Origin of the sequence: Phaeacidiphilus oryzae TH49 (assembly GCF_000744815.1) — a bacterium.
GTDB lineage: Bacteria > Actinomycetota > Actinomycetes > Streptomycetales > Streptomycetaceae > Phaeacidiphilus > Phaeacidiphilus oryzae.
The window spans coordinates 563,588-587,378 of sequence record NZ_JQMQ01000005.1 but is presented as its reverse complement, the minus strand read 5'-3'; the positions used below and the strand labels follow the sequence as shown (position 1 = coordinate 587,378).

The 23,791-nt window shown below is 73.3% G+C and carries 19 protein-coding genes and 1 pseudogene; 12 read left to right on the top strand and 8 right to left on the bottom strand.

The window, feature by feature from the left end:
• Positions 1 to 6: 6 nt before the first annotated feature.
• Together BS73_RS06945 and BS73_RS06940 are read right to left on the bottom strand one after the other, a co-directional pair.
• The gene (locus BS73_RS06945; RefSeq protein ID WP_084703858.1) at positions 7 to 1,008 is read right to left on the bottom strand and encodes a carbohydrate ABC transporter permease; all 1,002 of its coding nucleotides are present in this window, start codon (positions 1,006 to 1,008) and stop codon (positions 7 to 9) included.
• Between the two features lie 7 nt (positions 1,009 to 1,015).
• Complete coding sequence (locus BS73_RS06940; RefSeq protein ID WP_037578543.1) at positions 1,016 to 2,296, bottom strand: extracellular solute-binding protein; 1,281 nt, start codon at positions 2,294 to 2,296, stop codon at positions 1,016 to 1,018.
• Between the two features lie 290 nt (positions 2,297 to 2,586).
• Here BS73_RS06940 and BS73_RS06935 point away from each other — a divergent pair.
• A pseudogene (locus BS73_RS06935) lies at positions 2,587 to 3,576 on the top strand (LacI family DNA-binding transcriptional regulator); the annotation flags it as partial.
• 166 nt (positions 3,577 to 3,742) lie between these two features.
• Here BS73_RS06935 and BS73_RS06930 read toward each other — a convergent pair.
• Complete coding sequence (locus BS73_RS06930; RefSeq protein ID WP_051939612.1) at positions 3,743 to 4,831, bottom strand: EamA family transporter; 1,089 nt, start codon at positions 4,829 to 4,831, stop codon at positions 3,743 to 3,745.
• Positions 4,832 to 4,940: 109 nt separating this feature from the next.
• Between BS73_RS06930 and BS73_RS06925 the strand changes: the two genes are divergently transcribed.
• Positions 4,941 to 5,819: an SCO6745 family protein gene (locus tag BS73_RS06925; protein WP_037570463.1), complete on the top strand. Its 879-nt coding sequence runs from the start codon at positions 4,941 to 4,943 to the stop codon at positions 5,817 to 5,819.
• A gap of 38 nt (positions 5,820 to 5,857) precedes the next feature.
• On the opposite strand, the gene BS73_RS06920 is transcribed toward BS73_RS06925, so the two are convergent.
• Positions 5,858 to 6,871: a zinc-binding alcohol dehydrogenase family protein gene (locus BS73_RS06920; protein WP_037578540.1), complete on the bottom strand. Its 1,014-nt coding sequence runs from the start codon at positions 6,869 to 6,871 to the stop codon at positions 5,858 to 5,860.
• A gap of 674 nt (positions 6,872 to 7,545) precedes the next feature.
• Between BS73_RS06920 and BS73_RS39265 the strand changes: the two genes are divergently transcribed.
• Entirely contained in the window at positions 7,546 to 8,220 is a 675-nt protein-coding gene (locus BS73_RS39265) for an aggregation-promoting factor C-terminal-like domain-containing protein (protein ID WP_063836931.1), read from the top strand.
• On the opposite strand, the gene BS73_RS34445 is transcribed toward BS73_RS39265, so the two are convergent.
• On the bottom strand, positions 8,217 to 8,765 hold the full coding sequence (locus BS73_RS34445) for an STAS domain-containing protein (protein WP_051939611.1): 549 nt from the start codon (positions 8,763 to 8,765) through the stop codon (positions 8,217 to 8,219). The genes BS73_RS39265 and BS73_RS34445 overlap by 4 nt on opposite strands.
• Before the next feature lie 178 nt (positions 8,766 to 8,943).
• Positions 8,944 to 9,912 carry a DUF4190 domain-containing protein gene (locus tag BS73_RS06905; protein ID WP_265736882.1) on the bottom strand — a complete coding sequence of 323 codons (969 nt, stop codon included), beginning with the start codon at positions 9,910 to 9,912 and terminating at the stop codon, positions 8,944 to 8,946.
• A gap of 494 nt (positions 9,913 to 10,406) precedes the next feature.
• Here BS73_RS06905 and BS73_RS06900 point away from each other — a divergent pair, with 494 nt between their 5' ends.
• From BS73_RS06900 to BS73_RS06885, 4 genes are all read left to right on the top strand, one after another.
• The gene (locus BS73_RS06900) at positions 10,407 to 10,991 is read left to right on the top strand and encodes a DUF2269 domain-containing protein (RefSeq protein ID WP_152617539.1); all 585 of its coding nucleotides are present in this window, start codon (positions 10,407 to 10,409) and stop codon (positions 10,989 to 10,991) included.
• A gap of 114 nt (positions 10,992 to 11,105) precedes the next feature.
• On the top strand, positions 11,106 to 12,305 hold the full coding sequence (locus BS73_RS06895; RefSeq protein ID WP_084703855.1) for a PP2C family protein-serine/threonine phosphatase: 1,200 nt from the start codon (positions 11,106 to 11,108) through the stop codon (positions 12,303 to 12,305).
• A gap of 168 nt (positions 12,306 to 12,473) precedes the next feature.
• Positions 12,474 to 12,836 carry a DUF485 domain-containing protein gene (locus BS73_RS06890; RefSeq protein WP_051939608.1) on the top strand — a complete coding sequence of 121 codons (363 nt, stop codon included), beginning with the start codon at positions 12,474 to 12,476 and terminating at the stop codon, positions 12,834 to 12,836.
• The gene (locus BS73_RS06885; RefSeq protein WP_037570460.1) at positions 12,833 to 14,473 is read left to right on the top strand and encodes a solute symporter family protein; all 1,641 of its coding nucleotides are present in this window, start codon (positions 12,833 to 12,835) and stop codon (positions 14,471 to 14,473) included. The genes BS73_RS06890 and BS73_RS06885 overlap by 4 nt, the downstream gene beginning before the upstream one ends.
• 191 nt (positions 14,474 to 14,664) lie before the next feature.
• Here BS73_RS06885 and BS73_RS06880 read toward each other — a convergent pair whose 3' ends face one another.
• Positions 14,665 to 14,967, bottom strand: a complete 303-nt coding sequence (locus BS73_RS06880; RefSeq protein WP_037570458.1) for a hypothetical protein — start codon at positions 14,965 to 14,967, stop codon at positions 14,665 to 14,667.
• 17 nt (positions 14,968 to 14,984) lie between these two features.
• Positions 14,985 to 16,694 (bottom strand): sodium:solute symporter family protein, encoded by a 1,710-nt coding sequence (locus tag BS73_RS06875; protein ID WP_051939607.1) that lies wholly within the window; start codon positions 16,692 to 16,694, stop codon positions 14,985 to 14,987.
• 490 nt (positions 16,695 to 17,184) lie between these two features.
• Between BS73_RS06875 and BS73_RS38110 the strand changes: the two genes are divergently transcribed.
• The 5 genes from BS73_RS38110 to BS73_RS06850 all read left to right on the top strand — a co-directional run bounded on the left by BS73_RS38110 (position 17,185) and on the right by BS73_RS06850 (position 23,607).
• Complete coding sequence (locus BS73_RS38110; RefSeq protein WP_037570457.1) at positions 17,185 to 18,432, top strand: LacI family DNA-binding transcriptional regulator; 1,248 nt, start codon at positions 17,185 to 17,187, stop codon at positions 18,430 to 18,432.
• A 140-nt stretch (positions 18,433 to 18,572) separates the two neighbouring features.
• Complete coding sequence (gene araB, locus BS73_RS06865; protein WP_084703854.1) at positions 18,573 to 20,324, top strand: ribulokinase; 1,752 nt, start codon at positions 18,573 to 18,575, stop codon at positions 20,322 to 20,324.
• Positions 20,321 to 21,112: an L-ribulose-5-phosphate 4-epimerase gene (locus BS73_RS06860; RefSeq protein ID WP_235215331.1), complete on the top strand. Its 792-nt coding sequence runs from the start codon at positions 20,321 to 20,323 to the stop codon at positions 21,110 to 21,112. The genes araB and BS73_RS06860 overlap by 4 nt, the downstream gene beginning before the upstream one ends.
• Positions 21,112 to 22,623: an L-arabinose isomerase gene (gene araA / locus BS73_RS06855; protein WP_037570455.1), complete on the top strand. Its 1,512-nt coding sequence runs from the start codon at positions 21,112 to 21,114 to the stop codon at positions 22,621 to 22,623. Before BS73_RS06860 ends, araA begins: the two co-directional genes overlap by 1 nt.
• Before the next feature lie 435 nt (positions 22,624 to 23,058).
• Positions 23,059 to 23,607 carry a DUF1062 domain-containing protein gene (locus BS73_RS06850; RefSeq protein ID WP_037570450.1) on the top strand — a complete coding sequence of 183 codons (549 nt, stop codon included), beginning with the start codon at positions 23,059 to 23,061 and terminating at the stop codon, positions 23,605 to 23,607.
• Positions 23,608 to 23,791: the final 184 nt, after the last annotated feature.

The window sequence follows — 23,791 nt, the reverse complement described above, 5'->3', positions numbered from 1 at the left end:
CGCTGATCAGAGCCCCTCGTTGACGCTGCGCATCTTGTCGTAACCGGAGGCGCGGACGACGATCAGCGAGATGATCGTGGAGACCACCACCAGCAGCAGCGCGATCGCCGCCCCGGTGCCGAAGTCGAAGCTCTTGAACGCCTGCTGGTACATGTAGTACGCGGTGATGGTGGTGTCCGTGCCGGGCCCGCCCTGGGTGAGGATCAGCACCGTGTCGAAGGTGGTGAGGCCGCCGACCACCATCAGGATCACCGAGGTGACCATCGCGTTCCGCAGCTGCGGGATGGTGATGTGGAAGAACTTGCGGACCCGCCCGGCCCCGTCGATCTCGGCCGCCTGGTACAGCACCTCGGGCACCGCCCGGGCCGCGCCCTGGTAGATCAGGGTGTGGAACGGGGTGTACTGCCAGGCCGCGACCCAGACCAGCACCCCGATCGCGGTGTTCTGGTGCCCGAACAGGTTGCCGTTCCCGAAGAGCCAGGTGAGCTGGGACGGGATCCCGAAGTTGGGGTCGAGGAGGGCCCGCCAGAGCACCGAGATCGCGGTGGCCGAGAGGAGCAGCGGCACGAAGTAGATCGCCGAGAGCACCGCCCGGTTGCGCTGCGGTCCGGCCGCCCACACCCCGAGGAGGAGGCTGAGCGGAGTCTGCACCACCACCCCGAGGAGGGTCAGCAGCACGCTCAGCCACAGCGACCGGAGCATCACCGGGTCGTGGAGCAGCTTGGTCCAGTTGGCCGTGCCCGCCCACTGCGGCGAGCCGAGCCCGCCCCAGCTGTAGAAGGAGAGCACGGCCACCAGGCCGAGCGGCACCACCGCGAACACCGTGAAGAACAGTGCTCCGGGTACTGCCCAGAGGAAGCCGGGCCGACTGGCCCGGTCCCCGACGTCCCGCCGCGACGGGCCGAACCGGCGCTGCCGGGCGCTGCGCTTGCCGCCCTTGCCGTGGCTGCCGTCGCCCGGGGCGACGGCTCCCCCCCGACCCGGCTCGCCGGTCAGCGTCGCTGCCATGGTTCGATCACCCCGCCGTCGAGAGGTTCTGCATCGCGCTGATGAAGCCGTTCGCGTCGATCTGCCCGTCCAGGAACTGGCCGACCGCGGTGTGGATCGGCGTGATGTCGTTCGGCGGATAGGCCTGGTCCCAGGAGAGCTGGAACGCCGGCGCCTGCTTCACCAGGCCGTACTGGTACTGGTCGTACGCCGGGTCGTCCGCCTGGCTGAGGAACTGCGGCGTGTTGGTCGTGGTCGGCAGGTTGCCGATGGACAGCTGCGCCTTCACGAACTCGTCCGAGTACATCAGGGTCAGGAACTTGGCGATGGCATCCGCGTGCTTGGTGGACTTCAGCACCGAGTAGAAGTTGTTGGTGTTGCCGACCAGGTTCGCGGTGTCGCCCTTGCCCCCGGGCACGGTCGGGAAGGCCGCGTAGCCGAGGCCGCTCTTGGCGAAGGTGGGGTCGATGCTCTGCGCCGTGGAGTACTCCCAGGAGCCCATCAGCTCGAACCCGGCCTTGCCGGTGGCCAGCAGCTTGGTGGAGCCGTTGTCGGTGAACTTCACCGAGTCGAAGTTGGAGCCGAACGCCCCCGCCGCCTTGAGCTGCTGGAGCATCGACAGCGCCTTGCGGCTGTCCGGGCTCGACCACTGGCTCTTGTCGCCGGCCAGCGCCTTCTGGAAGAGGCCGGGGCCGGCGATCCGGTCGTAGAGGTACTCGAACCACATCAGGGTGGGCCACTGGTCGCCGCCGCCGAGGGCGATCGGCGTGACGCCCTTCGCCTTCAGCTTGCCGACGTCGGTCAGCAGGTCGTTCCAGGTGGCCGGGGAGGAGGTGATCCCCGCCTGCTTCAGCACGCTCTTGTTGTTGAAGAGCAGCACCGGCTGGGTGCCGCGCATCGGGATGCCGTACGCCTTGCCGCCGATCTCCGCCGTGTTGAAGACCGAGGGGAGGAAGGAGGACTTCAGCTTCGGGTTCTTCTGGATCATGTCGTCCAGCGGCATCAGCAGACCCGCCTTGACGAACGGCTGGATACTGCCGCCGCCCCAGTTGAAGAAGACGTCCGGCGCCTGGCTGGTGCCGATGATCGTCTGCAGCTTCTGCTGGTAGTCCGCGCCGGGGATGGTGGAGAGCTTGGCCTTCACCGACGAGGTCTTGTTGAACTCGTCGACGATCTGGCGCTCCACCTTGTTGCCGGCGTCTCCGTACACCAGCACGGTGAAGCTGTTGCCGCCGGAGCCTGCGGACGGGCTGCTGCCGCCGCAGGCCGTCAGAGACAGACTCAGTGCGACGGCGCAACTCGCGGCCATGGCACCGGTGATGACCCGGGTCCGTCTGGGCACGTGCCCTCCTCGGGGCAGTCGGGTATCGGGTGGGGGTTCGACTGTTTCAGTCGAAGTCTCGAAAATCTGTCGGGAAACGTAGGTGGGGACTTGGGCCCAGTCAAGCCATCTGCGTGGATTTTCTTGCAGATTGACGGGGCGAAAGTTTCGGCTGCGCGACAGTAGGCGTGATCGGCCCCAGGCGCTACGATCCCCCCGTGAAGCCGACCCACGACGACTCCGCGTTCCCCGCGCCCTCGGCGCCCCAGGCGGCTCCGGTGACGCTCACCGAGATCGCCCGCGAGGCGGGTGTGTCCACGCCGACCGTGTCCAAGGTGCTCAACGGGCGCACCGACGTCGCCCCCGAGACCCGGGAGCGGGTCGAGCAGCTGCTCCGCCGCCGCGGCTACCGGCGCCGCCGCACCGGTGCCCAGCAGCCGGCCCCGCTGCTCGAGGTGGTCTTCAACGAGCTGGAGAGCGCCTGGGCGCTCGAGGTGATCCGGGGCGCGGAGAACGTGGCCCGGGCGGAGGGCCTCAGCCTCGTCCTCTCGGACGCGGCCGGGCGGCTGAGCGTCGGCCAGTCCTGGGTGGACGGGGTGCTGGCCCGGCGGCCGGTGGGGGCGATCCTGGTGCTCTCCGGGCTCGAACCCGGCCAGCGCGAGCAACTCGCCCGCCGGGACATCCCGTTCGTGGTGATGGACCCGGCCGGCGACCCGGGCGAGGCGGTCCCGGCCATCGGCGCCACCAACTGGCAGGGCGGCCTGGCGGCCACCCGCCACCTGCTGGAGCTCGGCCACCGCAGGATCGGGGTGATCAGCGGGCCGGAGGGGATGATGTGCAGCCGGGCCCGGGTGGACGGCTACCGGGCCGCGCTGGAGACCGCCGGGGTGGCCTTCGAGCCGGGCCTGGTGCGGGCCGGGGACTTCCACCACGAGGCCGGCTACCGGGCCGGGCTGCAGCTGCTGCGGCTGCCGGAGCGGCCGACCGCCGTCTTCACCGGCAACGACCTCCAGGCCCTCGGCCTCTACGAGGCGGCCCGGGAGCTCGGCCTGCGGATCCCGGACGAGCTGAGCGTGGTCGGCTTCGACGACCTGCCGCTGGCCCGTTGGGTCGGGCCGCCGCTGACCACCGTGCGGCAGCCGCTGATCGAGATGGCCGAGACCGCCGCCCGGCTGGTCCTCGACCTGGCCAACGGGCGGCCGGTGGCCAGCCCGCGGATCGACCTGGCCACCAGTCTTGTGGAGCGCGGCAGTTCCGCGCCGCCGGCGTCGGCCGGCCGGACCTCCGCGACCGCCCGGGGCGCCCAGCCTGGCCAATCCGCCCAGTCCGGCCAGTCCGCGGGGGCGGGCCGGTCCTCGGCGGCCGACGACACCGCCGACCCCGCCGGCGCCGCCGGCACCGCGGAAGCCGGGCTGCCCGCCCAGTCCTCGCCGCTCAGCCGTTCCGAGCGCTGAGGGTGGCGGCCAGGCTGGCGCCGACCACGCAGGCCATCCCGCCCACCTGGCCCCAGCTCAGCGCCTGGCCGAGCACCAGCAGCCCGATCAGCGCGGCCACCGCCGGCTCCAGGCTGAACAGGATCCCCAGCAGCCGGGGCTGGATCCGGCGGAGCGCCGCCATCTCCAGCGCGTAGGGCAGCACCGGGAAGAGCAGCGCGGCGCCGGCCACCGCGAGCAGCAGCAGCCACCAGCTCCAGCCGGCCCCGGGGCCGCCGCCGGCCGTCCCGCCCGCGCCGCCGGCGGTGAGGAGGCCGTGGAGGCCGCGGCCGAGACCGATCGGGGCCACCGTCAGGGCCCCCACCGAGATCGACACCGCCAGCCCCTGGAAGCCCTGGAAGCTGTTGCCCACCCGCTTGGTGAGCACCAGATACAGCCCCCAGCAGACCGCCGCGGCCGCCGCGAAGAGGAGGCCGAGGGGATCCAGCCCGCGGCCTCCGGTACCCGGTCCGCCGCCCTCGGTGAGGGTGATCAGCGCGACGCCGCCGGCCGCGAGGAGCGCCCAGGCCGCGTCCGGCGCCCGGCGGCTGCCGGCCAGCGCGACCACCAGCGGGCCGAGGTACTCGATGGTGGAGGTGACCCCCATCGGGATCCGGGCCACCGAGGCCGCGAAGGTGAGCGTCATGAACCCGGAGACCACGCCCAGCAGGACCGCGGCGGCCAGCTGGCGGGGCGTCCTGCCGCGCAGCCGGGGCCGGGTGGCGGCGATCAGCACGCCCGCCGCGACGATCATCCGCAGACTGGTGGTGCCGGTCGCGCCGAGCGGCCCGAAGAGCGGCTGGGAGGCCGCGATGCCGAGCTGGAGCAGCACCATCGAGGCCAGCGCGTAGCAGGGGGTGGGCACCCGGCCGACCAGGCCGGCCAGGCCGGCCAAACCGGCCAGGCCCCGCGGCCCGCCGGCCGCTGGCGGGCCCGATCGCCCGGCGCGGGACCGCTCCGTCATCCCGCCGCGGGCGGGGGAGTCGCCGGCCGGGGCGGGCCGGACGGCGGGAGCGGGCGGCACCAGGGCGGGGCTGTCGGGGTCGGTCACCGCGCCAGTCTTCCAGCCGCTCCGACAGCGTCCAAATCCCTTGTGACTGCTTACCGGAGCCCCCGGACCGCGGCTACCGCTCGCCCGTCCGCTCCCCTACGCTGCCGCCATGACGACCACCCCGCTGCCGCCCCGCGCCGGCCGCCGCTGCCAGAGCCTGCTGAACACGCTGCACGCCTCCGTGTACTTCTCCTCCGAGTGCGCCGAGGAGTTCGCGAAGCTCGGCGTGACCGAGCGGCCCGCGGTCAACTTCGCCCACCGCGCGGGCGCCCTGGGACCGGTCGGCCCGAGCACCGTCGCCGCCGTCTTCAACTCGTACAAGCCGGAGTTCATCGAGGAGTACGTCCCCGAGGTGTGGCGCACGGTCGCCCCCGACGAGGCGGTCGACGCCCGCTACCGCGCGGTGGACCGGCTGCTGCGGCGGGTGCTGGGGGAGGAGCGGGCGCTCTCGGCGGAGACCGCCGAGGCGGCCGGCCTGGCCCTGCGCGCGGTGGAGGCCTGCGCGCCGTACGGGCGCCCGCTGTACGCCGCGCACGCGGACCTGCCGGTGCCGCTGCTGGACGAATCCCCGCACCTGGCGCTCTGGCACGCGGCCACCCTGCTGCGCGAGTACCGCGGCGACGGCCACATCGCGGTGCTTCAGGACGCCGAGCTGACCGGGCTGGACGCGCAGGTCTCGCACACCGCGAGCGGACGCGGGATGTCCCGCAAGTGGGTCGCGCTGACCCGTGGCTGGAACGACGAGGACTGGGCGGCCGCCACCGAGCGGCTCCGCTCGCGCGGACTGCTGGACGCGGACGGCGAGCTGACCGAGGAGGGCGCCGCGCTGCGGACCCGCCTGGAGGAGGAGACGGACCGCCTGGACCGCGCCCCGTACGAGCATCTGGGGGCCGAAGGGGTGGCCCGGCTGACCGAGCTGACCGGCGCGCTGGTCGAGCGGCTCGCCGCGGGCGGGGTGTTCCCGGGGGACCTGATCGGCAAGCGCTAGCCGCTCGGTCCCGACCCGGCGGCGCGGCGGGCGCGCGGTCAGGCGCAGTCCAGCACCGCCGCCCCGTCGAAGCGGCCGGCCTTGAGGTCGCGCAGCGCCTGCTGGGCCTCGGCCAGCGGATAGCGGTGCACCGTCGCCCGCACCCCGTAGCGGGCCGCGAGCTCCAGGAAGGCGCGGCCGTCCGCCCGGGTGTTGGAGGTCACGCTGCGCAGTTCGCGCTCGTAGAACAGGTCCCGCTGGTAGACCAGCGGCGGGAGGTCGGAGAGGTGGATCCCGGCGACGCACAGCACTCCGCCCCGGTCCAGGGCCTGCAGCGCCACCGGTACCAGCTCGCCGACCGGCGCGAAGAGCACCGCCGCGTCCAGCGGCACCGGCGGCCGGTCGTAGGCGCCGCGGGCGGAGGCGGCGCCGAGCTCCAGCGCCAGCCGCCGGGCGGCCTCGCCGCGGGTGAGGACGTGCACCTCCGCGCCCTCGGCCAGGGCGAGCTGGGCGCACAGGTGGGCGCTGCCGCCGAACCCGTAGAGGCCCAGCCGGCCGCCGGGCGGCAGGCTCGCCCGGCGCAGCGCGCGATAGCCGATGATCCCGGCGCAGAGCAGCGGGGCGAAGTCGGCCGGGTCGGCCCCGGAGGCGGGATCGATCGGCAGGCGGTAGGCGAAGTCGGCCGGGACGGTGGTGAACTCGGCGTAGCCGCCGTCCGCGTCCCAGCCGGTGTACTCGGAGCGCGGGCAGAGGTTCTCCGCCCCGCGCCGGCAGTGGACGCAGTCGCCGTCGGTACGGCGCAGCCAGGCGACGCCGACGGGGGTGCCGGGCGGGAAGCCGCGCACCAGGGAACCGGCCGCCGCGACCGTCCCGACCACCTCGTGCCCCGGCACCACGTGGGGCCGGTGGACCGGCAGGTCGCCCTCGCTGACGTGCAGATCGGTCCGGCAGACCCCGCAGGCCAGCACCCGGACCAGCAGCTCGTCCGGGCCGGGTGCGGGGACCGGCCGCTCGACCAGCCGGAGAGGCCCCTTCTCGATCGGCCCCGGCTCGGCCACCTCCCAGGCCCGCATGGTGGCCGGGATCCCGCCGGGCGCGCGCCCGCCGCCCGGGGCGCCCGCGCCGCCCGGGTCGTCGGAGCCGCCCGCGCCGCCTGAACCGTCCGCGCCCTTCACCACAGCAAGTCCTCCTCGACCGCGACCGACCCTCGCGGGCCCGCGCGCGTGGGCGCGCGTTCCTCAGCGTGCGGTGGCGCACCGGTGCCCGCAAGCCTGCGGCCCGCGCGCCGCCATTCCGCGGGCGGGTTCGGCAGGGCCGGCTTTGTGAGCTGGATCGCCCCTATTGTTTTTGCCTCTTCTGCCGGATTGCGGTAGCCGGGGCGGGGCCGTGAAGTGCGCCAGGTCACTTTTCGGAGCCATTTCCGGGGCCTTGGAGGTGAGGCCGCCCACAGGGCCCTGGGGAACACGAACCCGGATAGTCGAAGGTTGGGGCCCCACTGAGCCTGGAGAACGAAGGTTATCGGGTCGGTCTACGGGGATCTCCGTAGGTGGGGCATTTGGGACATGCCGGGCTTTCTGGCTATCAATGACTCATCGCAATCGCCGCGGTGGAAACGAACCGCGGTCCTGTTCCGCAGGGCACCGATCCCACGGTGTGCCCCGGCGCCCGGAAATCCGATGGCCGCCGACGAAGCGGCCGACCGGAATCCCCTTCCGGCGCCCCGACTACCGATTGAGGTTTCGCCCGTATGTCTCGTTCCACCCGCACCACCGCCCGTCTCCGTCTCCCCGCCGCGATCGTCGCCGGCGCCGCCGGCCTCACCGCCCTCGGCGGGCTGACCTCGGTCGCCAGCGCCGCGACCCCGGGGCAGGCGAGTGCGCAGGTGTCCGCGCACCAGCAGCACGTCGCGCACCAGGCCCACCTGAACCACCTGAACCACGCCGCGACCGTCTCCGCGCACCAGCGGCACCTGACCCACCAGGGCCACCTGAACCACGCCGCGGCCGTCTCGGCCCACCAGGACCACCTGGCCCACCTCGCCCACAGCAGCCACGCGGCTGCCGCCGCCGCGCCGGCCGCGACCGCGTCCACCGGTGTGAGCACCCGGGCCGTGAGCGCCACCACCTCGGCCCCCTCCGGCTCCCCGCAGCAGATCGCCGCGCAGTTGGTGCCGGCCGACCAGCTGGCCTCCTTCGAGCAGATCATCTCCCACGAGAGCGGCTGGAACGTCCACGCCACCAACGCCTCCTCCGGCGCCTACGGCCTGGGCCAGGCCCTGCCCGGCTCCAAGATGGCCTCCGCCGGCGCCGACTGGCAGAACAGCGCCGCCACCCAGATCAAGTGGGCCCTGTCCTACATGAACGACCGCTACGGCTCCCCCAACGCCGCCTGGGCCTCCTGGCAGGCCAACGGCTGGTACTAAACCCCAGCCAGCCATACCCGGCACACGGCCCGCCACCGACCCCCACCAGGGGGATCGGCGGCGGGCCGCCGGCCTTTCCTCTCCGTCGCCGTCCGCCTCCCTGCGCGCCGCCGCAGCCGTGCGGCCACCGGGTCGCAGGAACGCGGCCCCCTGCGCCCCGGGGCCTCCGGCCCGGCGCGGGCCGGAGGTTCGCGCCCCGCGCCGTCGGCCCCCGCGAAGAGGCGGTCGACGCCGACCAGCCGGAGCACCCGCATCACCCGCGCGGGTCCGGGCACCAGCCGCGGCAGTCGGCCGTGCACCGCCGCCTGCCGGTGGATCGGCACCAGCAGCCGCAGCCCGCAGGCGTCCATGAACTCCACCCGCCGCAGGTCCACCACGAAGCGGGAGCGCCCCCGCAGCGCCTCCGCCACCACGGGGGAGAGCCGGAGCCAGGCGAGCACATCCAGCTCGCCGCGAAAGGCGATCAGCGACTCACCGCCGATCTGGCGGATCTCCACCCCGAACCGTACGGCGGCGAACGGCCGGCCGTTCTGCTCTCCCGTCATCCCGAGCCCCCTCCCGGACCGGAGGGCGCCCCGCCAGGGTCTCACTCTGCGTCATGCAGAGGAGAGGCCGCAATGGGCGCTGAAAACACAATATGCCTGTTCTATCAGGGTGCCCAGAGGTCGGTGGACAACAAACGAATGACCGTGTGTAGTTGCCGACTTGTCATATTTCGCTGGGTCAGCCGGTCCTGAGCTGGAGGCCGAGCGCATCCCGGACCTCCCAGTAGCGCACCGCGGTCCGTTCGGCGCCGGTACGGAACCGGGCCAGGACGGTCTTCCACCCGGACTGGTCGCCGACCCGGGACAGTTCCTCGGCCAGCGCCGCCTCGGAGCGGTCCGCGCTGGCCAGGCCGGCGGCGAACCGCCGGGCCGAGGAGTCGGCGGGCGCGGCGGAGCCGGTGAGCGCCTCGGCCTCGGTGCGGTCCGCCTGCGCCAACTGCCCGGCCACCGCAGGGCCGGGCTTCCACAGCGCGGTGCTGATGTCGGCCTCGATCTCGTGCCGCAGCAGCGCGGTGCGGTTGGTGGCCCGGAGGAAGCGGAGCTGCTCGGCGGTGAAGTCGCCGGGCCGCTGGAGGAGGCTGCCGGTGCTCGCCGAGCCGTCCCGCCGCGCCAGATCGCAGAAGGCCCGCGGCCGGCCGGCCTGCCAGCTGAGCGGGCTGGGGTAGAAGTAGCGCAGCTGCGCCTTGGCGCGCAGCGCCTCCGGGTCCACCAGAAGCTTGAACTCCTGCTGCACGCAGGCGAGTTCGGCGAGCTGCTTGGCTGCGGCCTGGCCGGGATAGGGCCCGCTGCCGGCCAGCGCGGGCGTGGCCAGCAGTTCGCGATGGTGCGCCTTGGCGCAGTCGAGCACCTTCACCGCGCCCGGCGAGCTGGACGGGCCCGGGTCGTAGCAGGTACCGGGGGAGAGGGTGGTGACCGAGTGGTAGTCGGCGCCGGGCAGTCCGGTCGCCTGCGGATGGTCGGCCAGGTAGGCACCGCCGAGGGTGAGCGTCGTCACCCCGCCCAGCACCCAGAGCGCGGCCAGCACCAGGCCGGCCACCGCCAGCCCCTTGCCGCGCTGCCCGTACCGGCGTATCCGCACCAGGGCGATCACGCCGCAGGCCACCGCGCCCGGCCAGATCGCGAAGAGGCCGAGGACGAAGGCCGCGATGGCCTGCCCGTTGAACCTCCGCTCCGGGACCGGTATCTGCGCCTGCGGCGGGTAGCCGCCGTATCCGGGCCACGCGGCGCCCGCGGGGGCTGGCCGGGGGCCTGGGGGTAGGGGCCCGGCTGGGGGTAGGGGCCCGGCTGGGGGTAGGGCGCCGGCTGGGGATACGGGCCGGGCTGGGCGTAGGGCCCAGGGGACGACGGGTACGGGGACGGGGACGGGTACGGCGGCGGGGATGCGGGCTGGTCCGGCCTCTCCGGCACCGGCGGGGCACCTGGCCCGGAGTTGTGTCGGTCATGTGTGTCTCCTCGGCGAGAACCGCACCCTAGCGGAAAGGCCAACTCCCACTCGCACACCTGTACCTGATCGGTGATCACGGTTCGGCACCGGTTGCCCTCCGGCCGGCGCCCGGACCTGCGCCGTACTCCCTCCGGGGTACCCGCGGCGTCTCCCGGCAGGGGACGCGCGGCGGCCGGTCCGCCCGGCAGGCTGGCGGCATGAGCGGCACTCCGTCTCCTTCGACCGCCTCCACCGCCCGGGCCTCTGGGCCCGCCCGGGCCTCCCGGGCCTCAAAGGTCTCCCGGACCCCCAGGTTCCGGCCCCGCGCCCGGCGGGCGCTGGTCGCCCTCCATGTGGTCTTCGCCGTCGGCCTCCTCGGCTCGGACGCCGGGGTGCTGGCGCTGGTGGTGGCCGGCTGGCGGCGGGCGGCGACCGCCGCCGCGGTCTACCCGGCGGCGCTGCTGCTGGGGGACTGGCTGCTGCTGCCGCTCGCGCTCCTCTCGCTGGCCACCGGGGTGCTCCTCGGACTCGGCACCCAGTGGGGGCTGTTCCGGTACTGGTGGGTGGCGATCAGCCTGGTGGTGAACACCGGCGGCACCCTCCTCGCCTGGTTCGCCCTGCTGCCGGGGCTGCGCGGGGCCGCCCACGCGGCGGCCGCGGGGCAGGCGGTGGCCGACCCGGGCGGGGTGGTGCGGGCCTCGGCGAGCGCCTGCGCGGTACTGACCGCGACCGTCTTCCTCTCCTATCTGAAACCGCTCGGCCGGATCCGCCGGCCGGTGACCCGGGTCACCTCGGACGGGTGACGATCGTCGCAAAACCCGTTTCCGGCCCTCCGCGGGAAACATTCCGGACGCCCGATTCGTCGTAACCGGCGAGGACCGGCCGAGAATCCGTACGACCGGAGGAGAGAACACAGCGTGAATCCAGCCAGTGAGACCCCTCACCCGGCCGGCGACAGCGCCCTGCCCCGGGGACCGCTGCGGATCCGCACCGCCACCGTCCTGGTCTGGCTGGTGGTGATCACCGGACTGGTCTGCCTGGCGGGCGCCATGGACGGCACCGTGCTGCGGCTCTCGCCCCTGATGATCTTCATTCCGGCGCTGCTCGCCGGGCTGGGCACGGTCCGGCAGACCGTGGGCGCCTCGGTGTGGGTGCTCTTCACGCTGCTGCTCTCACTGATCGCGCAGCCCGGGGTGCACCTCGTCGACGGCGTCTACGAGATGCTGCTCGCCCTGGTCTTCGAGGGCTGCGCGGTGACCGCGAGCGTGTGGCGGGAGCGCCGGGACCGGGAGCTGGCCCGGCTGCGCAACACCGCGGTTGCCCTGCAGCGGCAGATCCTCCAGCCCCTGCCGCTGGTCACCGGCGACGTCCTGGTCGAGGGGATGTACCTGCCGATAGAGGAGGACCGGCTGGTCGGCGGCGACATCTACGAGGCCGTCGAATCGCCGTACGGCACCCGGGTGCTCATCGGCGACGTGCAGGGGAAGGGGCTGCCGGCGATCGGAGCCGGCTTCGCCGTCCTCGGCGCCTTCCGCGAGGCCGCGTACCGCGAACCGGCGCTCACCGACGTGGTCCAGGCGCTGGAGGAGGCCGTCGTCCGGCACAACGCCCTGGCGGCGCAGAGCGGCCAGCCCGAGCGCTTCGTCACCGCGCTGGTGCTCTCCATCGACGGGGACGGACGGGCCGGCGGCCAGGACGGCGGCCAGACCCAGGCGATCAACTGCGGTCATCTGCCGCCGTACCTGATCCGGCCGGGGAGCGGCGCCGAGCCGGTGCGGCTGGGCGAGACCGCCGTCCCGCTGGGGATGGCCGCGCTCACCGACTCGGTGCGCACCGTCCAGTGGTTCGACCACCCGGCCGACGCGACGCTGCTCCTCTGTACCGACGGGGTGGTCGAGGCCCGGGACCGGTCCGGCGAGTTCTACCCGCTCGGCGAGCGGCTGCGCGGCTGGCACGAGCTGCCGCCCGCGGATCTGCTGGCCGCCGTCCGCACCGACATCGACCGGTTCACCGGCGGTGTCCGGCGGGACGACGTGGCCGTGCTGACGCTGCGCAGGACGGCCAAGCCCGTCGGCGCCGAGGGCGAGACGCCACGGCTCTGCGTCGAGGCCCGGTAGGGGTCCGGCGGGATCGCGACCGCCCCCCCGCGCCCGGGGGGGGCGTGCAGGCGTGCGGCAGGCGTCGCTCTTTGGCGTGAACGCGCGTGGGGACGCGCATCCTCGGTGGCCACCGCCCTCGTTTGGCTCGCAACGGGTTGTTCCTACAAGCGAGTTAAGGAGCGGTGGATGACCCAGACCGCCCCCCGGCCCCGCCGCAGCGCGGACGAGGCGCCGGACCCCGCCGAGGTCTACCTCGAGGTGCAGCGCAGCGCCGCCTTCCGGGTCGTGCGCGAGCGCTACCGCCGGTTCGTCGTGCCGGCCTGCGCCGCCTTCCTCGCCTGGTACTTCGGCTATCTGCTGCTCGCCGTGTACGCCCCCGGGCCGATGGGCCTCCGGCTGCTCGGCCCGGTGAACCTGGCGATGGCCCTCTTCTTCGGGCAGTTCGCCGCGGCCGGGCTGATCACCGCCGCCTATGTGCGGGACGCCCACCGCAACCGGGACCGGGCCGCGCTCGACCTCCGCTGGGAGACCCAGGAGCGCACCCGATGACCGACTCCGCCGCCGCCCTCGTCCTGGTCTGCGTCTTCGCCGCGGCCACCCTCGCCATCACCTGGTGGGCCTCCCGCCGCTCCACCGGCCGGGCGGCCGACTTCTACTCCGCCGACCGCAACTTCTTCCCGCTGGAGAACGGGCTGGCGCTGACCGGCGGTTACCTCTCCGCCGCGTCCTTCCTCGGCATCTGCGGGCTGATCTCGCTGGTCGGCTACGACGGGCTGCTCTACTCGGTGGGCTTCCTGGTGGCCTGGCTGCTGGTGCTGATGGTGGTCGCCGAACTGGTCCGGAACACCGGGCGGTACACCCTGGCCGACGTCCTCGGCACCCGGATGCGGGACCCCGCGGTCCGCCGCGCCTCCGGCATCGCCTCGGTGGTCATCGAGCTGATGTACCTGGTCGCGCAGATGGTCGGCGCGGGCAGCCTGCTCAGCCTGCTGCTCGGCGGGGACGGCGAGGCGGTCAAGGCCTGGGCGGTGGTCGGCGTCGGGGTGCTGATGTCGGCGTACATCGCCTTCGGCGGGATGCGGGCCGCGCAGTGGATCCAGATCGTCAAGGCGGTGCTGCTCAGCGTCGGCACCCTGGTCCTGGCCGGGCTCGTCCTCGCCCGCTACGGCGGAGACTTCGGCGAGCTGCTGCGCTCCGCCGCCGCCCGCAGCGGGCACGGCGACGCCTTCCTCAGCCCCGGGCTGAAGTACGGCAAGAGCTGGGCCACCAAGCTGGACTTCGTCAGCCTCGGCATGGCGCTGGTGCTCGGCACGGCCGGACTGCCGCATGTGGTCTCGCACTTCTACACCGTGCCCACCGCCCGGATGGCCCGGCGCTCGGTGGTCTGGGCGATCGGCTTCATCGGGGTGTTCTACCTCCTCACCGTGGTGCTCGGGTTCGGCGCCGCGGCCATCGTCGGCGGCGACCGGATCAAGGCCTCAAACGAGGCCGGGAACACCGCCGTCACCCTCCTCGCCCGGGAACTCGGCGGGGGTGCGGGGACCCTCGGCGGCACCCTCCTCTTCGCCGTGGTCTGCGCGATCGCCTTCGCCACCATCCTGGCCGTGGTCGCCGGGCTGACGCTGGCCGCCGCCTCGGCGGTGGCCCACGACCTCTACCCGGCGGTGGAGCTGTCCCTCCGCCGCCGGCGGCTGCGGGCCGGACGGCTGCCGGCGCAGCGCGAACCGCGGTCCGCGCGGGAGGCCCGGGAGGTCCGGGTGGCGAAGATCGCCGCGGTCGGGGTGGGAGTGCTGGCGATCCTCCTCAGCCTGGCCGCGTCCAAGCTCAACGTGGCCTTCCTGGTGGGTCTGGCCTTCGCGCTGGCGGCCTCGTCCAATCTGCCCGCGCTGCTCTTCAACCTCTTCTGGCCGAGGTTCACCGCGCGGGGGACGGTCTGGGCGATCTACGGGGGGCTGCTGCCGGCGCTCGTGCTGGTGGTCTTCTCTCCGGTGGTCTCCGGCGAGCCGACGTCACTGGTGCCGGGGATGGACTTCCACTGGTTCCCGCTGGAGAACCCGGGGGTGGTCTCCATCCCGATGGGCTTCCTGGCCGGCTGGTACGGCGCGGTCACCGACCCCGAGCGGCCGGACCGGGCCCGCCATGCGGAGGTGGAGGTCCGCGCCCTCACGGGGGCGGGCTCGGCCTGAACGGGCGCGGCACCGAGCGCGACGGTGCCGAGCGCGACGGCGCCGAGCGCGACGGCGCCGCACTCGCCGACGGAGACCGGGTTGCGGCCCGGTGGCCGTCGTCGAGTGCGGCGCCGTGTCTTCGGTCGGCCGCGCGCCCGTCCGTCCGCGCGAGTGCGCCCTCTCGGCGCCGCACGCGGGCTGACGGCGGGTCAGGACTCCGCGGCGGCGTCCTCGTGCTGCGGTACCGGACGGGTCAGCGGGCGGGCGAAGGACCAGAGGGCGAAGAGCGCCGCTCCGATCAGCATCCCCACCCCCGCCCACAGGTTGAGGTGGATGCCGCCGGTCTTCTGCAGCTCCGCCGCCGAGTCGTCGACCAGTCCGCAGATCAGGCAGACCAGGCCGTACACGGCGAACAGCATGGCGATGATGACCCGGAGGTCGAAGAGGATCTCCAGGGCGCCGCGGCGCTGCCGCGGCTGGGGCGCGTTGCCCGGTGTCGACTGGGTAGCCATCGGTGAACTCCTGCCTCTCAGACCTGGAAGACGACGTAGCCGGCCACGCACAGGACCAGGGCGACGACGCTGAGCAGCACGGGCGAGCGGTACCAGCCCGGCTCGCGCGGGATCTCACGCTGCGCCTTCGGCGTCAGCGACCGCACCAGGCCGACGAGTTCGCGCTCCTCCTTGGGCTTGGAGGCGTAGGAGACCGCGATGCCGACGATCAGCGCCAGCACGGTGGCCACGCCGCCGCCCACGAAGCTGGAGCCCTGCCCGGAGAAGTGGGTGACCCCGGTCTGGTTGAGGATGAAGACCCCGACCGCGCCGGCGGTGCCGGTGATCAGCGAGACCCAGCCGGCCGTCCCGGTCATCCGCTTCCACAGCAGGCCCATCATGAAGATGGCGAAGAGCGGCACGTTGAAGAACGAGAACAGGGTCTGGATGTAGTCCATCAGGTTGCTGAACCCGGAGGCCAGGAACGCGGAGCCGATGGCGATCAGGGTGGCGATGACGGTCGCCCAGCGGCCGGCCCTGAGGTAGTACTTGTCGTCCTTCCCCGGCTTGATCCAGCCCTCCATCAGGTCGTAGGAGACCACGGTGTTGAAGGAGGAGATGTTGGCCGCCACACCCGCCATGAAGGAGGCCAGCAGACCGGCCAGGGCGACCCCGAGGAAGCCGTTCGGCAGCAGGTCGCGCAGCATCAGCGGGACCACGTCGTTGTACGAGACGCCGGAGACGTTCGCCCCCGAGCGCAGCTTGGCGATCTCCGGCACCAGCACCGTGGCGATCATGCCGGGGATGATGATGACCAGCGCGATCAGCGCCTTGGGGATCGCGGCGATCAGCGGGGTGCGCGCGGCCGCGGAGGGCGAGGAGGCCGAGAAGGCCCGCTGCACCTCGGCGAAGTTGGTGGTCCAGTAGCCGAAGGAGGTCAGGAAGCCCAGGCCGAGGACGACACCGATCAGGCTGACGCTGGAGTTGGTGATGCCGGTCAGCTCCGAGCCGGGGAACGGGTGCAGCGTGGAGTGGCCCTGCGGCAGCTGCGCCACCTTGGTGGTGAGGCCGTGCCAGCCGCCCACCCGGTGGAGGCCGACGATGGTCAGTGGCACCATCGCGGCGACGATCACGAAGAACTGCAGGACCTCGTTGTAGATCGCTGCCGAGAGGCCGCCGAGGAGGGTGTAGGCGAGGACGACCACGCCGGCGCCGACGATGGCGGCCCACAGCGGCCAGCCCAGCAGGGTGTTGACCACCAGCGCCATGGCGAACAGGTTGACGCCCGCGATCAGGACGTTGGCGACCGAGAAGAGGATCGCCTGGATCCGCTGGGTGGTGGGGTTGAACCGGCGGCGGAGGAACTCCGGGACGCTGCGGACCTTGGAGCCGTAGTAGAACGGCATCATGAACAGGCCCAGGAAGACCATCGCGGGGATGGCGCCGATCCAGTAGTAGTGGAACGCCTGGGTGCCGTACTGGGCGCCGTTCGCGCTCTGGCCGAGCAGCTCGGTGGCGCCGAGGTTGGCGGACATGAACGCCAGCCCGGTGATCCAGGCGGGCAGGGATCTTCCGGAGAGGAGGAAGTCCAGACTGGACGAGACCTGACGCCGGGCCAGCAGGCCGATGCCCAGGACGAGCACGAAGTAGACGGCGACCAGCGCGTAGTCGACCGGTCGTGCATCCAGGCGCAGGGTGGACGCCAGTGGCGTCAGGCCGTGGGCGAGGTGCGACGGTGAACCTTGCATATGGGATCAGTTTCCTTGCGACGGCGCGCAGTCGGACTGGCGGGCCGCCTCCCCGGGGGAGCGCTGCCGCCGGTCGCCGGGCGCGGGCCGCTTGGCCTGGCGCGGGCGGGACCGACTACGGGATTGCTCGTGGTACGGAAGTGCTTATGTGAGCGCTCACAATAGATCCCGTTCCGGTGTCCGCGTCAACCGGTCGAGGGGTATCCCACATGTCGGGGAAACCTGGGCCCCAGGGCTTGACTGGATGTCAATGTTATCGCTAACAATTGACCCGGTGGCGCGCCCTGGCGCCGGTTTGCCGGTCCCACGTGCCACGATGATCGCCACGATCGCCGACGTTCGCAAGGGCGTGAGCGGGCCCAACGGGCCTGCTGTGCGGGTGGATCGGGGCAATGTCGGACCGAGTTCGACAGATGCAACAAATGCGACAAACCGGAGTGATCCGGACTGGCAACGATGCCGAAGGGCCTCCGTAAGGAAGGGAGGGGTGATGCGGCGAGCGGATCCCGCCGGACGGGACCACGACCGGCGCCCTCCCACCATGGCCGACGTGGCCAGGGTCGCCGGGGTGTCCCACCAGACCGTGTCCCGGGTGCTCTCCGAGCACCCGCACGTCCGGGAGAGCACCCGGGCCGTGGTGATGGAGGCGATGGCCGAGCTCGGCTACCGCCGCAACGCCTCGGCCCGCGCGCTGGTCACCCGGCGCACCCGGACGCTGGGCGTGATCGCCTGCGACACCACCCTCTACGGTCCCGCCAGCACCCTCTTCTCGCTGGAGGAGGCGGCCCGCGCGGAGGGCTACTTCGTCTCGACCGTCGGCCTGCGCCGGGTCAGCCGGGACACCCTGCGCGAGGCCCTGGAACATCTGAGCCAGGGCGGCGTGGAGGGTGTCGTGGTGATCGCCCCGCACCGGGCCGCGGTCGCCGCGGTGGCCGAACTCCCGCGCCAGTTCCCGGTGGTGACCGTCGAGGGCGGCCACGATCTGGAGATCCCCGGGGTGAGCGTGGACCAGGCGCTGGGCGCCCGGCTCGCGACCGAGCACCTGCTGGCCGGCGGCCATGAGACGGTCTGGCATGTGTCGGGACCACTCGACTGGCTGGAGGCCGAGGCCCGGCGGACCGGCTGGCGCACGGTGCTAGAGGAGGCCGGCGCGCCGGTCTTCGAGCCGCTGACCGGCGACTGGTCCCCGCTCTCCGGCTACCGTGCCGGGCAGGAGCTGGCCGGACGGGTCGCCCACCGGCGCTCCTCGGCCAACGGGAGCCCGGCCCCGGGCGGGAACCGCCGGCCGCCGGGCGGAGGCTCGGCGCCGGGCGGCGGAGCCGGGGCGGGCGGCGGAGCCGGGGGAGCGGCGAACGGCGCCGGGGGAGCGGGGAACGGCTCCGCCGGCGGCTCGGGGGCGGTCACCGCCGTCTTCGTCGCCAACGACCAGATGGCGCTGGGGGTGCTGCGGGCCTTCCGGGAGGCGGGCGTCCGGGTCCCCGAGGACGTCGCGCTGGTCGGCTTCGACGACGTGCCGGAGGCCGAGTTCTACGCCCCGCCGCTGACCACCGTCCGGCAGGACTTCGGGGCGGTGGGCAAGCGCTCGATCCAGTTGCTGCTGGAGCAGATCGAGCACGACCACGAACACGGGGCGCGCGGTGCGGGCGGCCCGGCCGCCGCGCGGGGCGCCAGCCCGCACGTGGTGATCGAACCGCAGCTGATCGTGCGGGCCAGCAGCACCGGCCGCGGTCGCGGCTGACGCACGCGACGCCACGCCACGCCCGCCGGGCGGCGGGGCGGCGGGGCGGCAGGGGTGGGCGGGGGGTTGCCAGAGAAAGACATGGGACTGAGTCGGAGAGTGGACCGGTTGTGAGCGCTAACAAGATTGACCGTCAGGTCGTGGTGGGAGTGGACTTCGGGACGCTCTCCGGCCGGGCGGTCGTGGTCTCCGTCGCGGACGGCGCGGAACTGGGCAGCGCCGTCCACGAGTACCGGCATGGGGCGGTCGAGCACCGCCTGCCGACCGGGGCCCGGCCGGGTGCGGACGGCCCCGGGGCCGGCCGCGAGCTGCCGCCGGACTGGGCGCTGCAGATACCCCAGGACTGGCGGGACGTGCTGGCCCACGCCGTGCCGGAGGCGCTGGCCGCCGCCGGGGTGGCGCCGGATCAGGTGGCCGGGATCGGCACCGACTTCACCGCCTGCACCGTCCTGCCCACCACGGCGGACGGCACCCCGCTCTGCGAGCTGGACCGCTTCGCGGACCGCCCGCACGCCTACCCCAAGCTGTGGAAGCACCACTCCGCCCAGCCGCAGGCCGACCGGATCAACGCCTTGGCCGAGGAGCTCGGCGAGAGCTGGCTGGCCCGGTACGGCGGGAAGATCTCCAGCGAGTGGGAGTACGCCAAGGGCCTCCAGCTGCTGGAGGAGGACCCCGAGGTCTACGCGGCCACCGAGCGCTGGATCGAGGCCGCCGACTGGATCGTCTGGGAGCTCACCGGCGCCGAGAACCGCAACGTCTGCACCGCCGGCTACAAGGGCATCCACCAGGACGGCCGCCGCCCGGGCCCGGAGTACCTGGGCAAGCTCAACCCGGAGTTCACCGGCTTCACCTCCAAGCTGGACTTCCCGCTCAGCCCGCTGGGCGGCCGCGCCGGCGGGATCTCCGCCCGGGCCGCGGAGCTGACCGGACTCCCCGAGGGCACCCCGGTCTCGGTCGGCAACGTGGACGCCCATGTCACCAACGCCGCCGCCCGGGCCCTCGAGCCCGGCCAGATGCTGGCCATCATGGGCACCAGCACCTGCCACATCATGAACTCCGACGTCCTCGCCGAGGTCCCCGGGATGTGCGGGGTGGTCGAGGACGGTGTGGTGCCCGGCCTCTACGGTTACGAGGCCGGCCAGAGCGGCGTCGGCGACATCTTCGCCTGGGCCGTCCGCACCGCCCTGCCCGAGTCGTACGCCGCCGAGGCGCGCGAACGCGGGATCTCCCCGCACGAGCTGCTCACCGAGAAGGCCGCCGGGCAGCCGGTCGGCGCCCACGGGCTGGTCGCCCTGGACTGGCACTCGGGCAACCGCTCGGTGCTGGTCGACCACCACCTCTCCGGGCTGATCCTCGGCCTCACCCTGGACACCCGCCCGGAGGAGATCTACCGCGCCCTGCTGGAGTCCACCGCCTTCGGCACCCGCACCATCATCGAGGCCTTCGAGGCCGCCGGGGTCCCGGTCACCCGCTTCGTGGTGTCCGGCGGGCTGCCCAAGAACCGTTTCCTGATGCAGGTCTACTCGGATGTGCTGCGCCGGCCGATCGACGTCGCCGACTCCGAGCAGGGCCCGGCGCTCGGCTCGGCGATCCACGCCGCCGTCGCCGCCGGCGTCTACCCGGACATCCGCGCCGCCTCGGCCGCGATGGGCTCCGTCCAGCGCGACGTCTACACCCCCGACCCGGAGCGCGCGGACGCCTACGACGCGCTCTACCGGGAGTACCGGGAGCTCCACGACCACTTCGGCCGCGGCGCCTCGGACGCCATGCACCGGCTGCGCGACCTGCGGGCGCGGGCCCGCGGCGCGGCCGGCGCCACCCACGCCACCGCCAACGCCACCACCGCCAACGCCATCACCAGCACCGCCACTCCCACGGAGGCCGCCAAGTGACCGCCGCAACCAGCGCGACCAGTGCGTCCGGCGCTGCCGGGCCTGCCCGGATCACCCACGCCGACCAGCTGACCCCCGCACAGCAGGAGGAGGTGGCCGGGCTGCGCGAGCGGGTCTGCGCGCTGCACAGTGAACTCCTCCGCTGGGGCCTGGTCACCTGGACCAGCGGGAACATCAGCGGCCGGCTGCCCGGCGCCGACCTCATGGTGATCAAGCCCAGCGGGGTCTCCTACGACGACCTGACCCCCGAGTCGATGATCGTCACCGACCTCCACGGCACCCCGCTGGACGGCTTCGGCAACGCCTACTCCCCGTCCAGCGACACCGCCGCCCACGCCTACGTCTACCGCCACCGCGCGGACGTCGGCGGGGTGGTCCACACCCACTCGCCGTACGCCACCGCCTGGGCGGCCGTCGGCGAGGACGTGCCCTGCGCGATCACCGCGATGGGCGACGAGTTCGGCGACGACATACCGGTCGGCCCGTTCGCCCGGATCGGCGGCGACGAGATCGGCCGCGGCATCGTCGCCACCCTGGAGGGCCGCCGCTCCCCGGCGGTGCTGATGCGGCAGCACGGCGTCTTCACCATCGGCAAGGACGCCAAGGCCGCAGTCAAGGCGGCGGTGATGACCGAGGACGTGGCCCGGACCGTCCACCTGGCCCGCCAGCTGGGCCCGGTCGTCCGGCTGCCCCAGGACGACATCGACGCGCTGTACGACCGGTACCAGAACGTCTACGGCCAGAGCCAGAACGACAAGGCGAACGAGAACTCCGAGGGAGCCAAGTGATGGGCAGCGCGGCAGCGCAGCAGCGGCAGGTCTGGTTCCTCACCGGGAGCCAGCACCTGTACGGCGAGGAGACGCTCCGTCAGGTCGCCGACCAGTCCCGGGAGATCGCCGAGCGGCTCGCCGCCGACGGCGGGCTGCCGGTCCGGCTGGAGTGGAAGGAGGTGCTCACCGACGCCGCCGCCATCCGCCGGACGATGCTGGAGGCCGATCGGGACGACTCGGTGGTCGGCGTCATCGCCTGGATGCACACCTTCTCCCCGGCCAAGATGTGGATCTCCGGCCTGGACGCCCTCCACAAGCCGCTGCTCCACCTCCACACCCAGTCGCACGTCCGGGTTCCGTGGTCCACCCTCGACATGGACTTCATGAACCTCAACCAGGCCGCCCACGGCGACCGGGAGTTCGGCTACATCCAGGCCCGGCTGGGCGTCCCGCGGACCACCGTGGCGGGCCATGTCACCGACCCGGCCGTCCGGCTGCGGATCGACCGCTGGGCCAGGGCCGCCCTCGGCCGCGCCGAGCTGCGCTCGCTGCGGCTGGCCCGGTTCGGCGACAACATGCGGGACGTCGCCGTCACCGAGGGCGACAAGGTCGAGGCCGAGCTGAAGTTCGGCACCTCCGTCAACACCTACGGCGTCAACGACCTGGTGGAGGTCGTGGACGCGGTGAGCGACGCGGCCGTGGACGCGATCGTCAAGGAGTACGAGGAGGCCTACGCGGTCGCCCCCGAGCTGCGCACCGGCGGGGAGCGGCACGACTCGCTGCGCTACGCCGCCCGGATCGAGGCCGGCCTGCGCGCCTTCCTGGACGAGGGCGGCTTCCGCGCCTTCACCACCAACTTCGAGGACCTGGGCGGGCTCCGGCAGCTGCCCGGCATCGCCGTCCAGCGGCTGATGGCCGACGGCTACGGCTTCGGCGGCGAGGGCGACTGGAAGACCTCGGTGCTGCTGCGCGGCCTGAAGGTGATGGGCGCGGGCCGGCCCGGCGGCACCTCCTTCATGGAGGACTACACCTACAACCTGGAGCCCGGGCAGGAGTTGATCCTCGGCGCCCACATGCTGGAGGTCTGCCCCAGCATCGCGGTGGGGACGCCGAGCTGCGAGATCCACCCGCTGTCCATCGGCGGCCGGGAGGACCCGGTCCGCCTGGTCTTCGACGCCCAGCCGGGCGAGGCGGTCGTGGTCGGGATGGCCGACATGGGCGAGCGCTTCCGGCTGGTGGCCAACGAGATCGACGTCGTCGAGCCGCTGGAACCGCTGCCGGCGCTGCCGGTGGCCCGGGCGGTCTGGAAGCCGCGGCCCTCGCTCCGCACCTCGACCGAGTGCTGGCTGACCGCCGGGGGCCCGCACCACACCGTCCTCTCCTCGCAGATCACCGCCGAGGAGCTGGCCGACTTCGCCGAGATGACCGGCACCGAGCTGGCGCTGATCGACGGCGCCTCCAGCACCCGCCAGTTCACCAAGGAGCTCCGCTGGAACCAGGCGTACCACCGCCTGGCGCAGGGCTTCTGACGCCCAGTCAGTCCTCCGCTGCCGGCCTGCCCGGCCCGAGGCGGCCCCTGCGTCGCTGCCCCGGGCCGGGCCGGCGGTCCTTCTGAGCGCGCCGGACCGGCCCTGGGGCCGCCCGCGGGGCGCGCCATTCCCCGACACCGGGCGCCCGGCCCATCGGCCTTCCGGCCTTCCGGCCTTCCGGCCTTCCGGCCTTCCGGCCTTCCGGGCTTCCGGCCTTCCGGTTCGAAAGGCCGTGGCGCGGTAGCGCGGTGCGTCGCTACCGTGCTGCCGAGCCCGATCGGCGTGCGCCGACGGGCGCCTGCCATGCCGCCCAGTCGAGGACACGCCCTTGTACACCCTGTGAGACCTCCCGAGAGCTGATTCGTCGCGCGCCGCGCCATCCGCGCCGCGCGCTGCTTCCTGCTGCGGACTTCTCACTGAAACCGGTGTACACCTGTGCTCAATCGCTGGGTGGTCATGCCCACCTGCCTTCCGACCGTCCTCCGCCGCTGCCACGTCTGCGACTTCGACCGCTTCCGGGCGGACGGGCGGTTCCGCGTGAACGCCCACCACAAGCGCCTCGACGCCTGGCTCCTCGTCCTCTGCGCGTACTGCGGGGAGACGGCCAAGCTGACCGTCTTCGAGCGGGCCTGCGTCCGCTCCGTCCGTCCCGAACTGCTGGACCGTCTCCACGGCAACGACCCCGGCCTGGCGGCCGAGCTGCTGTCGGACCCCGCGGTCCTGCGCCGCAACCGGATCGCCCTCGACTGGGGCGGCGCCTGGCGCCTCGACACCGGCGGCGCCGACCACCTGGACGGCGAGGTGGTCGACGTCTCGGTGCGCTTCGCGGCCCGGATCCCGGTCCGGCCGATGCGCCTGATAGCCGAGGGCTTCGGCCTCTCCCGGGCCGAGGCCGGGCGACTGAACGAGAAAGGGGTGCTCGTCGCGGCTGTCCGCCTGACCGGCAAGCTCTCCGGCGACTTCACCTTCACGCTGAAACGCTGACCCGGCCGGCCGGGTCCGGGACCCCCGCGCCCATGCCCCGCCGGTCAGGCGGGCGGCTGGGCGGGGCGGCCCGGACCCGTGCCAAGTAGCCGGGCAGGGGCCGGAGTTGTCCGCTGCGTGAGGTCCAAGCGGGGTGGTGGGGGGCGGCCCGGGCGAACAGCGCGGCTAGAGTCTCCGCATGTCG